10 protein-coding genes are annotated in these 13167 nt (G+C 61.5%); 3 read left to right on the top strand and 7 right to left on the bottom strand.

Annotated features, from left to right (window positions below; translation table 11 throughout):
• Positions 1-84: 84 nt before the first annotated feature.
• The 6 genes from HY067_14315 to HY067_14290 form a co-directional block, all read right to left on the bottom strand.
• Positions 85-1890: a PQQ-dependent dehydrogenase, methanol/ethanol family gene (locus HY067_14315; GenBank protein MBI3529129.1), complete on the bottom strand. Its 1806-nt coding sequence runs from the start codon at positions 1888-1890 to the stop codon at positions 85-87.
• Complete coding sequence (locus HY067_14310; protein MBI3529128.1) at positions 1890-3713, bottom strand: PQQ-binding-like beta-propeller repeat protein; 1824 nt, start codon at positions 3711-3713, stop codon at positions 1890-1892. Before HY067_14310 ends, HY067_14315 begins: the two co-directional genes overlap by 1 nt.
• A 140-nt stretch (positions 3714-3853) precedes the next feature.
• Entirely contained in the window at positions 3854-5053 is a 1200-nt protein-coding gene (locus tag HY067_14305) for a DUF3047 domain-containing protein (protein ID MBI3529127.1), read from the bottom strand.
• A 192-nt stretch (positions 5054-5245) separates the two neighbouring features.
• On the bottom strand, positions 5246-6259 hold the full coding sequence (locus HY067_14300) for a transporter substrate-binding domain-containing protein (GenBank protein MBI3529126.1): 1014 nt from the start codon (positions 6257-6259) through the stop codon (positions 5246-5248).
• The gene (locus HY067_14295; GenBank protein MBI3529125.1) at positions 6252-8066 is read right to left on the bottom strand and encodes a PQQ-binding-like beta-propeller repeat protein; all 1815 of its coding nucleotides are present in this window, start codon (positions 8064-8066) and stop codon (positions 6252-6254) included. The genes HY067_14300 and HY067_14295 overlap by 8 nt, the downstream gene beginning before the upstream one ends.
• Before the next feature lie 80 nt (positions 8067-8146).
• Positions 8147-8596 carry a CHRD domain-containing protein gene (locus HY067_14290; protein ID MBI3529124.1) on the bottom strand — a complete coding sequence of 150 codons (450 nt, stop codon included), beginning with the start codon at positions 8594-8596 and terminating at the stop codon, positions 8147-8149.
• Between the two features lie 809 nt (positions 8597-9405).
• Between HY067_14290 and HY067_14285 the strand changes: the two genes are divergently transcribed.
• From HY067_14285 to HY067_14275, 3 genes are all read left to right on the top strand, one after another.
• The gene (locus tag HY067_14285) at positions 9406-10188 is read left to right on the top strand and encodes a hypothetical protein (protein MBI3529123.1); all 783 of its coding nucleotides are present in this window, start codon (positions 9406-9408) and stop codon (positions 10186-10188) included.
• Positions 10185-10850 carry a response regulator transcription factor gene (locus HY067_14280; protein MBI3529122.1) on the top strand — a complete coding sequence of 222 codons (666 nt, stop codon included), beginning with the start codon at positions 10185-10187 and terminating at the stop codon, positions 10848-10850. Before HY067_14285 ends, HY067_14280 begins: the two co-directional genes overlap by 4 nt.
• A 313-nt stretch (positions 10851-11163) precedes the next feature.
• On the top strand, positions 11164-12393 hold the full coding sequence (locus HY067_14275; protein ID MBI3529121.1) for a DUF3047 domain-containing protein: 1230 nt from the start codon (positions 11164-11166) through the stop codon (positions 12391-12393).
• A gap of 329 nt (positions 12394-12722) precedes the next feature.
• On the opposite strand, the gene HY067_14270 is transcribed toward HY067_14275, so the two are convergent.
• Complete coding sequence (locus tag HY067_14270; protein MBI3529120.1) at positions 12723-13016, bottom strand: cytoplasmic protein; 294 nt, start codon at positions 13014-13016, stop codon at positions 12723-12725.
• Positions 13017-13167 lie beyond the last annotated feature (151 nt).

Raw genomic sequence — 13167 nt, 5'->3', positions numbered from 1 at the left:
TGTGCCCAGCGATGGCGGGCAAATTTCCCGGGAACATCCGCCCCACGGCATGACTCGCCAAGGCGCCGATCGCGAATATTCCGGTTACCCGGGTAGCGCGAACACCGTCAGGCTTCCGCCCAGATTGGTGTATTGGGAGAATTCCGGATATTCGTTGGCCGTGCCAGGACGCTCGCCCCGGGCAGCGCCTCGAGCCGTGAGCCCCGTACCAGCCCACCCGCCGCCGACCCCGGAGTAAACCCCGATGTATTGCCTGCCCTTGTACAGGTAGGTAAATACGTTGCCGATGATCCCGGAGGGCGTTTTGAACTTGCAAAGCTCCCGGTTGATGTTGTTGGCGTCGACGCACTTGAGATATCCCTCGAGCGTGCCATAGCAGGCGATGCCACCGGCGGTGACCAGCACGCCGCTCCAGATCGGGAATGTTTCGGGTTTGGACCGCACGATCCTGCCGGCGGCGGGATCCCAGGTGATGAAGCTGCCCATGTAAGGGCCGCTCGGTGCGGCAAACATGGAGAGCTTTCCGCCGAGGTAGGGCATGCCCGGCGTGTAGTCGGTGTGGAACGGCTCATAGTCCATGCACAGATGGCTGGTCGGCACGTAGAACAGACCGTTCAAAGGATTGAATGCGGCCGGCTGCTGATTCTTCGTCCCCAGTGCCGCCGGACAGATCCCTTTGGTGACGACGTCGGGGCCGTTGAGATCGGTCGAATACTTTGCCGAGACCTGCGGTCGCCCCGATCTCATGTCGATGCGCTGCGCCCAGTTGACCTGCGAATCGTACTTCTCGGCCAGGAGCAATGCACCATCCGTGCGATCGAGCGTGTAGGCGAAGCCGCTGCGGTCGAAATGGACGAGCGCTTTCACCTTCCGCTTCTTAACCTGAATGTCGGCGAGGATCATCTCGTTGGTTCCGCCGTAGTCCCACTCGTCGTGCGGTGTCATTTGAAACACCCATTTGGCTTGCCCGGTGTCAAGATCGCGTGCCCAGATACTCGCGGACCATCGGTTGTCGCCGGGGCGCTGCCGGGGATTGAAGGTGCCCGGGTTGCCGGTGCCGTAGTAGATGAGGTTCGACTCTCTGTCGTAGCTGTACCAGCCCCAGGTAGTGCCTCCGCCGATCTTCCACTGCTCGCCTGCCCAGCTTCGAAGGGAAGAGTCCTTGCCCACGGGTTGAGCCTTGCCATCGGCCCAGGTTGTGGTACGCGCCGGATCGATCAGCATCTCCTCGTCCGGCCCCGTGCTGTAGCCACGCCAGACCAGGCGGCCGCTCTTGAGGTCGTACGCGCTGATGTAGCCGCGCACGCCCCATCCTCCGCCGGAGATGCCCGTGATGACCTTGTCCTTGAAGACGTGCGGAGCGTTGGTGTTGACCGCCCCGAGCGAGGGATCGCCGTTGATGATCGACCACATCAGCCGGCCGGTCCGGGCATCGAGCGCGACCAACGTCGTGTCCGCCTGCTGGAGCAGAATCTTTCCGTCGCCGTAGGCGAGCCCGCGGGAGACGGTATCGCAGCACATCTGCCCCGGGATGGCGGGGTCCTGCTTCGGCTCGTATCGCCATACGATCCTTTGCGTGCCCAGATCCAACGCGACCACCCTGTTCGGAAACGGCGAGTGGATGTACATCAGATGGCCAATCACCAGAGGGTTGCCTTCGTGACCGCGCAGCACACCGGTCGAGAAGGTCCACGCGACCTGCAGCTTGCCGACGTTGCGAACGTTAATCTGCGTCAGCGCACTAAAGCGGTGATTGAGCTCATCGCCAGCCGGCATCGCCCAGTTGTCCGGGTTGGATGCGGCTCTGTCCAGGCTCACGTCGGCTTTCGTGAAGCTGGACAGGGCAAGTCCAATCACGAGACAGGCGAGCCGGTGCATCGAAGATGCCATCAGGGCTGCTGCCTGGGCAGCGCAAAAGCCACCAGCGCATCGCCCTGTCGAAAGCCGAACAGTTGGTTGCCACCGGCGGCCACCGCGATGTACTGGGTGCCATCGATTTCAAAGCTGATGGGCGGTGCATTCACCCCGGCACCGCAGTTGAACTGCCAAAGCCGCGCGCCGGTCCGCGAATCGTACGCCGCGAAATTGCCATCGCCCTCGCCGGTGAAGACCAGATCCCCAGCGGTGGCGAGCACCCCGCCGACCAGCGGTTGTGGAGTCTTCACTTGCCAGCGAATCTTGCCGCGCGTGCGCGTATCGAGGGCAGTCAGCGTGCCCCAGCTGGGGCCGCCATTGATGTCAAGCGCCGTGTAACGCACGGCTGGCTTGTCGACGGTCGCTGGGAGCTCGTGAACCGTGTATCGGACCGGCACGTGCAGGGCTGCCACATACGCCAGACCTGTGCGGAAGTCGTAGGCGACGGGCGACCAGCTTGCCCCTCCGGCAGCACCCGGTGCCATCACCACCCCTTCGGGCGTGGGTCGCTGGAACAGGTTGAGCTGCGGAACGAAGGCTTCAGATTTGTAGAGCAGCTTGCCATCGCGCCGGTCGAGCACATACAGCCAGCCGGTCTTGCCCGCCTCTGCCACTGCGGGAACGCGTTGTCCATCGACATCGGCATCGAACAGGACGGGCGGGCTGGCGACGTCCATGCCCCACATGTCGTGAGGCACTTGCTGGTAGTACCAGCGCAGCTTCCCGGTTGCCACGTCCAGCGCGACCAGCGATACCGTGTACAGGTTATCTCCGGGCCGCGTGACATCGTCCATCTGGGGAGATGGATTGCCGGTACCAAGATAAATCAATCCGAGCTCTGGATCCACGGCCGGAGTCGTCCATGCCGATCCACCCCCGCGTTTCGCCGCTTCCGGATACTCGGCGAGTGTGGCCTTCTCCCGGGCGATGTCGCGATCGAGCGGCGCACCGTCAGCGGTCGTGGTGCGAAACTGCCCTTCCCAACCACTCGCCGGTGTGGTGTCGAACTGCCAGATACGCTCCCCGGTGACCGCGTCGTAGGCGGCGTAGAAACCGGCGCGCTGACTTTCCCCGGCAAACCCGACCACGGTGCCGACCGGAGCGCCGGGGCGATCGGAGTCGAGATGCAGGCCGTACCCAACGCCGGTGATACCCATGATGACTTTACCTTTGTAAACCAGCGGCGCCATATTGGCGCCCACCCCCGTCGTGCCGGACACGTGCTGCTTGCGCAGGGGATCGTCCGCAGCAAACTGGTCGGTCGTCTCTGCCTTTCCGGCTAGCTCTCCGACCAGCGGCTTGTCCCACACCAGCTTGCCGGTCTTCTGATCGAGCGCGATCAGGCGACCGTCGACCGTGCCGACGAACACCTTTCCATACGCCACCGCAACGCCGCGATTTGCCGGCCCGCAGCACATCTTGTCGGTGCGGCGCTTATGTTCATAGCGCCACAGCTCACGGCCTGTGCGCGCATCGATCGCCGCGACGTGATTGTAGGGCATCGACAGATACATCACGCCGTCGACCACGACGGGGCTGGCTTGAAAGGTCGCCGATACACCAGTCTGGTAGATCCAACGAGGCGCGAGGTGCCTGACGTTGGCCGCTGTGACCTGCTTCAGCGGAGAGAACCGCTGGTTCGCGTAGTCGCGGCCATACAAGAGCCAGTTGCCAGAATCGGAGCCCGCGGCGAGTAAACGTGCGTCGCCAATGTCGACCGACTCGGGGCGCCCCGGCAACGGGCACAATGCGAGCGCTACGAGCAACAGGTGCCATGCGATCGCGGCATGCAGTTTCATTCGTCTTCTCCCATCTCGAAAATGATCTCCTGGTCGGCCTGGAAGGTCTTGCCCTCCGGCAGGAACTCGTATTGCGTCACGGCGTCGAGGGCGGTACGAGCGTGCGTTGCAGCCTGTGCTGAAGTCACCTGAGCTTTCGCTTACTTCACTTGCAGCTCGGTATCTGCGCTCACCAAGGCGATATTGGCGAAGTGCGCCTTGCCCTCTTGACGCTGGAACAGGCTTGCAGCGACGAGCCATACACGCACGATATGGCGAGGCGGCGGGCCGGCCATTGTCCGGGTGCAGTCTTCGAACACGTTGCGCGCCTCGGCAAGCCATTGTCCGAGGCGTTTCGCGCCGGACTGGACGACGATATGCGTCTGCCGCACGTGCCAGCTCGCCAGTGGGCAGCGGAACGTCGTTTCGAGGGGCAAGGCGGCGCTCCAGATGTAACTGATGTCCTGGCCGTTGTCGAACTCGACCGCGATGCCCAGGTAGTCGTGCGTGACGGCGGTGTCTTCGCGCAGATCGGAAGGCAGCTGGTCGACCCGCCACTCCCAGCGCAGGCGGGTATCGGCCGTCAACGCAATGCGTGCATCCTTTTGCAACACGGCGACGTCTTCGCGGGTCGTGCAACAGATGCCGTTTGCCCTGCCGTGATCACTGCAGGAGCGATAGGCCTCCGCCGGGCCCAGCATCCAGTGGTACCGCCATCCGTCAGGAGGTTCGGCTGCGGTGCGGATTCGGTCGATCTCCGAGTCGATGAGCCCTTGTACATCACCGCGCGCGGCAATTTGCTTCAGGCCCTTCAAAGTCGGGCCATTCCATAAGATCACGGCAACCGACAACCGGCCGCTGACGCGAGCGTAGGCATCGAGTGGTGTCGCCAGGGTTCCGGTCTGGTCCGCCCATTCGCCAGGCAGGTAGCTCGCGAGATACAGTCGCCCCGACTCGAAGGCAAAAAATGAATGGGTGTCCCGGGTGCCGCGGAAAATCGTGCCTTTGAGCCCCACCCGCATCCATAACTGAAAGTGCGCCCCGGCCCAGATATCGAACGTACGCGACAGGTACGTGCGGCCGACCGCCAGTGTCGTCACCCAGTCGCCTGGAGCAAGCTCGATTCCGGTATCCGTCCACGGCGGCTGGGTCGCGGCGAGATCCACGAAGAAGCAGCCTCGGACCAGGCCGTCGGGCGCGCTGCGAAGGAGACCTGTGAGGCCGTACCTGAACTGCGCGCGCTCGAACTCCTGGTTCGCGTCGGTATGTTCGGGCCGGAGGCGGCGCGCGACCGCACGCCCGGTTAGCCTCGAAACGACGTTCAATTCCGTTGCGACCTGTGCAAGCGCTTTCATGCGCATTCGAAGCCTCCGTCCGGAGCACACCCAAAGCGAGGGACTTTGGTGAACTCTCCTGACGGCATGCTACTGGGCGTCGATGCGGGTTAAACCCGATCCCTGCCCGGAAACGACGGGGAAATTTCCCGGAATGCCTCGGGGAAACCACTCACTCCACGAAAATGGTCAAGAGGCTTGCCGAGGAAGACGACCGGCCTATTGATCAAAGGGCGGGTAGAACGGCATGCCGTAACGCTCGACGATGCGTTTCATCTCGCCGTCCTTGAGCAGCGCTTCGAATTGTTCATCCAGGAAGCGCTTGAGTTCGGGCTCTTTCTTCTGGATCGCCCACGCGCCGTTCCAGCGCTGTCCCTTCGCCGGAACATAGCCGGGCACCATGTTGAACTCCGTCTGATAGTCGCGCTTGAGGGTGGCGAGGGCGCCTGTCCACAATATCGCCGCCTGCACCTCTCCCTGGACCAGGCCGTCGATGAGCCGCTGGTTCTGGTAGTAGAGTTCGTGGTCTATGGCGTTGACCCGGATGTACTCCTCCATCGGGCTGAACATCAGCACGCCGATCTTGATTTTCTGCCGTTTGATTTCGTCCAGCGTCCTCACGTGCACCGCGTTGCCCTGCACGACGAGAACGAACCCGAGGCCGAGATAAGGGCGCGTGAACGTCAGCTTGTGCTTCTCGACCTGGTCGTCGTCCCCGGTGATGACCAGGCCGGTGAAGAAGTCGCAATACCCCTTGTCGATGCCCCTGCGGAACTCGCGCCCGATGCCGGCGAACGATCCGGTATTGGCCCACACGACCTCCACGCGCCAGCCCTGCCGCGAGGCGATGGCGCGGGCGATGTCGAGGTCGATGCCGCTGGCCCCGTTCTCGACCCGCTCCGAGAACGGATAGAACCAGGCGTCGGCGCAGGCGACGAGACGCTTGAGTTTCGTGGCCCGCGTCAGGGCATCTACGTTCCTGAGTTCTTCCGGAATTTCCGAAGTGAAGCTTTCCTTGTAGCCGCCGAGCCAGTAGCGATCGTGCATCGGGTTGAAGCCGGCCGCCTGCCCGTGTTGACCACCGACGACGATTTCCGTATCGAGCTTCTCGATCGGCTTTTCCTGCGCGTCGCAATGGATCGATGCGAATGCCACCATGCAGGCGAGCGCCATGCCGACTACACGTCCGCCGACGAACCTGCCGGGGGAGCTCTTGCGCGGCGTCTTATTCATATAAGCCGAACCCGATCACCGCGTTGCCCGCCGGCAGGTTGAACAGTTTGTTCCCGCCCGCGGCGACGACCACGTGCTCCTTGCCGCCGGCCTCGTAGACCACCGGCGGCGCGTTCACGCCCGCTCCGGTCTGGAAGCGCCACAGCAGCTCGCCGGTGCGGGAGTCGCGTGCCGTGAAGTATCCGTCCGCTTCGCCCATGAACAACAGCCCGCCGGCAGTGGTCGTGATGCCGCCCGTGAAGGGCTTGCTCATGCGGTCCTGCCACACCAGCTTGCCTGTTGCCGGATCGATTGCGCTCACGGTGCCGTAGGTTTCCACGCCCTTCGGAAAACTGAGCACGTTGACCAGGTTTCCCTTCGCGTCGGGCTCCAGCGTAAACTGGCTCGGAAAATGGCTGCCCGCGACATACGCCCACCCGGTCTCGGGGCTGAACGATATCGGCGGCCAGTTCGCACCACCCGCTTCGCCGGGCACCGCCATCACACCTTTGGCATCCTTCGCGCGCTGGAACAGGTTGGACTGCGGCACGAAACCTTCCGAACGGCGGATCACCTCACCGGTGATCCGGTTGAAAAAGTACATCCACCCCGATTTGGTCGCCTGGGCAATGCCAGGTACCATCTTTCCATTCACCGGCACGTCAATCAGCATCGGCGACGAGGCCAGATCGTAGCCCCAGATGTCGTGCGGCGTGACTTGATGGCACCAGCGCATCTCGCCGGTCCTGATGTCCAGCGCGATCAGCGACGCGGTATAAAGATTGTCGCCCGGTCGGTACAGATCGGCGTAAGGCGCCGCGTTGCCCGTGCCGAAGTAAAGCAGCCCCAGTTGCGGATCGAGCGCGGGCGAGGCAATGATCGAACCACCGCCACTTTTCCACGCGTCGCGGAATTTCTCCGTATTCGCCCGCTCGGCGGCCAGATCACGATTCAGCACATCGCCCATCAATGTCTTAGCTACGAATTCGCCCTCCCAGCCGTGATCCTTCGTCGAATACCAGCGCCACGCAAGCCGGCCCGAGTCCGCCTCATAGGCCGAGATAAAAGCGCGCAGTCCGGCCCGCGTACCGGATCGGCCAATGGCCGCCAGCGCCTTTTCGTCCTCGTCCCCAAAAAAACTCGTGTATCCCGCGCCCGTCGTGCCGACAATGACCAATCCGTCGTAGACCAACGGCGCCATATTGCCCATGAGGCGCGTCCACTTGGAAATCTCATCTTTGGAAAGATTGCGCATGTTGCGCACTTGCTGTGGCGCGTCCGGCAAACCCGTCGCCGGGTCGAGCACCGGCACGTCCCACACCAGCTTGCCGGTGTCGCGATCCACCGCGATCAGCCGCGCGTCGGCGGTGATCTCGTAGACTCGTCCGTAGCCGATCGCCACGCCCCGGTTGTGCGTCCCGCAGCACAGCTTGTCCGTTTCCATCTTGTGCGTGTACTTCCAGCGTACCTCGCCGGTGGCACCATCCAGCGCCACGATATGGTTGCGCGGTGTCGTCAGATACACCACGCCATCGCGCACGATCGGACTGGTCTGGAACGTGCCGTCCACGCCGGTCTGGTATATCCACTTCGGAACGAGCCGCGACACGTTCCCCCGATGGATCTGTTTCAATCCGGAGTGGCGCTGGTTCGCGTAGCCGTGACCGTACGTGAGCCAATCGGCATCGTTCGCCGCCGCGCCGCGCAGCTTCTCCTCGGTATCCGCCAGCAGCACCGATGGCGTTGCGAAGACTACGATCAGGCAGAGCATCCGGAATAACCGCGAGCCGCGGACGAGAAACGGAAGACGCAAAGATTCCGGAACCATGGGCTCTGCTGCTCCATCAATGGATCGAAAACAAGAAATCGAGAAATGAACCGAACGGGTCTTCACGACTGAAGACCGTCTTATGGCTTCAATTGCCCGCGGATTTCCCCGCCCTTGTTCGCGTCGCTGTGGACATTGACGTAGAGGTTGCCCGCCTTGAAGGCCTTGTACTGGTCGTCGGTAAGTTTGGCGCCCGCCGGCACGACCCACTCGTTGTCGCCTTTTTTGATCAGGGGAACTGCTACTCCGCCGTTCTGTCCCGGCGCTGCCTCGTGGATGTGCGCCATCGTGCCATTGACGCCTTTCGTGGTTACGCTGCCGCTCACGGACTTGTCTTCGCCTACCGTGATGCTGCCGCTACCCGAGGCGGACGTTTGCACCGACGGCACTTCCTGGGCGCCGCTCAATGTCACTTGGGTCGTCTCGGCTATCGCCATCCCGGTTGCCGCAACGAGCACGCCCGCCATCACGATGACGCCAGTGGATGCGATGCCTGCTTTTCGAAGAATTGAATTCATATGCTCCTCCATCGATTGATAAAAGCGGGTTTGTTGAACGAACATGAACTCATGTCTTCCAGGGGATGCTACGTAGCGCGAAAGCGGGCTGCACCCGACCCTTGCCCGGAAACGACGGGCAAATTTCCCGGCAAAGCCGGGACGGCTTACCCGGAACCCGGAGCGGCATTTAGAATGATCCCGACGAAGCCGCGCGCCCGGTTGCCGGCAGCTCGCAAGGTGATCCATGAACCTCAAGACGTACCTGATGACCCGAATCGTGCTGATTGCCGCACTGTGTCTGGTCGTGACTACCGGTTACGTCCTGTGGGCGGGGGAGCGCGAGTCGCAGCGCAACTCGAACCGGACCCTGGACGTGGTCGCCAGGCAGCTTCACGCACAGCTCACCAAGATCGCCGCCGGGTTCGACCGCCCCGATCGCTTTCCGTACCTCGATCCGCTCCTGGAGTCGGGACTGCTGGCCGGCTTTTGCATCAAATACGTTGGTCCCGAGGGAGAACTCAAGCAAAGTAGCTGCAGGGGCTCGGACAAGGCGCAACGGGTCCCGGCCTGGTTCGCCGCGGCATATCGCGCGAGCTTCAATCCCGGGCAGGAAATCGTCCGGGATCTCTACTGGCGCGACAAGGCCTACGGCAGGATCAGCGCCGTGGCGGATGCCGAAGGCCAGATCGCCGAAGCCTGGCGAAATGTAAGTGCTTTGCTCGGACTGACGGCAATGACGGTCCTGGCGCTGTGCCTGCTCGTGTATTTCGCGATGGCCAGGGGCCCTGCGACCAACGCGCGAAATTGTCCTAGGCATCGAACGCCTGGAACGCGGCGACTTGTCGGCTCGTCTGCCGCAGTTCGAGCTGATCGAGTTGCAGAAGATGAGTGCCGGCTTCAATCGGCTGGCCGGCAGTCTCGAGCAGACTATCCTGGAGCGCACCGAGCTGATGCGCAAGCTCGTCAACCTGCAGGAAGAGGAGCGGCGATTCCTCGCGCGCGAATTGCATGACGAGTTCGGACAGTGTCTCGCGGCCGTCAACGCGATCGCCTCTGGATTGATCCAGACCGCCGAGCAGCGCTGTCCCGAACTCGTCGGTGAGGGAGACAGGCTGGCGCGGACCGGCGCACATATGATGGAGGTGCTGCGCAGTATGCTTCTGCGGCTGCGCCCAGTCGGTATCGAGGAGCTGGGGCTCGTCGACAGCATCAAAGGCCTGGTTGCTCAGTGGAAAGGCGGCAGTGCGCGGATCGAGCTGGAAGTCAAGGGCAACTTCGATGATCTCCCCGAAGCGATTACGATCGCCGTCTATCGGCTCGTTCAAGAGTGTCTGACGAATGTGTCGAAGCATGCCGGCGCGACAAAGGTCAGGGTAAAGCTCGAACGATGCGAGCCGCCCGCTGGGCGATCGGAAGGCAGCATCGATGTTCTCGTCGAGGACAACGGAGTGGCCGATGCGGCGGGACTCTCGCTTAGCCCGAAGCTGGGATTGCTCGGGATGCGCGAGCGCGTCGCGGCACTCGGCGGGCAGTTGATGCTTCAAGCCCGCCAATCCAACGGGCTGACGGTACGCGCGTTGCTCCCCGTCACTTCCGTCACACGAGAGGCTGAGAGGACATGAACTCGCAGTCGATCAGGATATTGCTTGTAGACGATCACGCGATCGTGCGGGAGGGTTATCGCTCGTTGCTCGAAAAGCAACCGGGTATGCAGGTGGTGGCCGAGGCCGCGGACGGCGACGCGGCCTACGCGCGTTTCCAGGAAACTTCGCCCGACGTCGTCATCATGGATCTGTCCATGCCGGGGCAAGGGGGACTGGAAGCGATCGTCCGCATCTGCAAACGTCTCCCGAGCGCCCGCATCCTGGTGTTCAGCATGCACCAGAACCCGACCTTCGCCATTCAGGCGACGCAAGCCGGTGCCAAAGGATATGTGACCAAGAGCAGTAACCCGGACACGCTTATTCGCGCCGTCTACGATATTTACCGCGGACGGCACGCGCTAAGCCCCGACATCGCCCAGGCGTTGGCGCTCAGCAAGCTGGGCGGTGAGCACGAGGCGCTGGCCGAGCTGACCGTGCGCGAGTTCGAGATTTTGAGAATGCTGGTGGAGGCGCAGGCCACGGATGAAATTGCCCGCGCATTGCACATCAGCCCGAAGACCGTGTCCAACTGCCACTACCAGATCAAGAAGAAGCTGGGCGTCGCAACCGACATTGAATTGGTCCGGCTTGCGCTGCGCATGAACGTCGTCGATCTGCTGGAGCTTACGAAGCACGCCTGAACCGCAACCCCGCCATCCTGATCAGGACATTCCTGATTGAATTCGCACGGAAGATCGGGAACGGGAAATCCCATACCAAGCCAGCGCTGCCGGTAATGCACAGGTGACCTGTCCCTGCTGATCGGGAGCAGTCCAGTCAGGCAATTTTCCCTGTAACGCCCAGGTTACATCCCGGCACGGCCTTTCTCTCTTTGCAGCGGTACATCGGTCGGCGATTATCGATTCGCGTGACTGATTGCACGCACGCGCCAGCCGAACCAAACCGGGTTCGAGCTCAAGCGCGACGCACACATCGTCAATATTTCGGAGGAACATAGTTATGAAATCGATGGTCTTGACCGCCATGCTTTTGCTTGCCTCTGCAGCGCCCTCTGTTTCATTTGCATCCGAGCTACCTCACCAGCAATTCGATCAACAGATCAGGGCGAGCGTTGCGCCACTGGCGGGGAAGGAGATTGCGGGGTTGAAAGTCCTGTATCTGAGCAGTGATATAGGGCCGTGGCTGGATACCGGTCTTGCGCTCAAGCCCGGAGACAAAGTCACGATGATCCTCAACGGGAAGATGTGGCTGTCGCGCGCCTACAACCTCTCGTTTGAATCCCAGATAGCAGTGTGGGCCAGAGTGGGCGAGCGTGGACCTCTCTTCAGAGGGACGGAAACCAACACATTTGTCGCGAAGGAGACCGGCACGCTTCAGTTGAAGACTTATCCTGGCCAACGATGGCTCGATACTTCGGGCCGATACGCTGGAGAGCCTGCACCCGTCAACCCCGACAGCGGCGGCGGAGCGAGCGTTGCCATACTGCTCTGGAGTCGAGACGCCAATGTGCCGGAGCAATTACAACGAATTGCGGACAAGGACGCCACCGCACAGTGGGCAACGGCGGAAATCAAACGCCAGATCACGCCAGAGAGAAAACTTCCTGCCGGTTGGTATTACACCTGGGAGCTGGGTCCGTCGCAGATTTTCGGGGAAGTGGCCGAACCGGCCGGCGATGACGCGCCGAAACGGGCAATCGATCTGCATATGAAGAACGATGTCGCGATCGTGAAAACCGACGTATCCGTCGCGCTGACGCCAACTACTACGCTTGCGTGGAAGTGGAAAGTGGACAAGATTCCGGCATCGGTATCTGAGAACTCGCTACCGACTCATGACTACATGAGTATCGCGGTCGAGTTCGACAACGGACAGGACATCACGTTCATCTGGAGCCACGACCTGCCGGTCGGCCAGAGCTTTCGCTGTCCGCTTCCCGGATGGGACTTCAGGGAAACCCATATCGTGGCCCGGTCCGGGACGGGGGACCTGGGCAAGTGGATCAGCGAACAATATAATGTCTTCGACAATTACAAGAAGGCCGTGGGAGGAACGATGCCAAAGCGGATTACCAAAGTCTGGCTCATCGCCGTGAGCCTGTTCCAACAAGTCGAAGGCATGAGTCAGTTTGGTGAAATCGTCCTGAAGGATGGCGCAAAGGAGACGCGCGTTTTTGCTGACAATGAAGCGCTAACCCAGTGGGATGTTGCCACAAGTAGATAGAAGTTTTTCGCGAGACCCACTTTCGCGAATCGCGTCGGCGCCAACGGAGTTGCTCCGGGGACACGCGAAATCCCGCTGAGGTCTTCTGCGAGAAGATCAACGGCGACTTCGCGTGTTCGTGGTACGCGGTCGACCGGACCGGGAACGAATAGGGTCAGATTGAGCTGTGCACGAGCGATCCTTAAAGGGTCTTTTTGCCTGCCAAAAACGCGCCTCTAAGCGCTGGAAGCGGCACTTTTTCTGACCCTCTTCTCATTCGATCAATGCGTTGCCGTGGTCCGACCAGGATCACCAGGATCAGTCCTTTTTCTGATCCTGGCATCGGTGCATTACTTCGCCGGCTGCTTCAATTCGACGATCACTACATCGGTATCCGTATCACCGATGTTTTCGCCGATGTGGGTTTGTCCCTTCATGAATATCACGTCGCCGGCCTTGAACTCGCGATTTACCGTCTTTCCATCGGGGAAAGTCAGCTTGCGCTTGAAGGCGCTCAGCGCATAGAGCACAAAATCCGGGTGCTCGTGCGTATTGGTCTTCTCACCGGGCTTGTCGTGGTACTCGAGAACGCGCACCCGTTCGTTCTCGATCCGGAGTTTGTACTTGTCGGCGTCGGTAACCAGGGGATCTGCAGCGTAGCTTGAACCACCAGATACCAACAGAAAACTTGCAATCGCGAGCGCTTGCTTCATCGATAAATCTTCCTTTTTTGTTAGTCAAACGTCAGCACCACCAAGTCGCGGTGGTCCGACCAGGATCAGCCTACACTACGGG

The organism is Betaproteobacteria bacterium, assembly GCA_016194905.1.
Taxonomy (GTDB): Bacteria; Pseudomonadota; Gammaproteobacteria; order Burkholderiales; family JACQAP01; genus JACQAP01.
The sequence above is the reverse complement of the archived record's forward strand: the minus strand, read 5'-3'. Positions and strand labels throughout refer to the sequence as shown.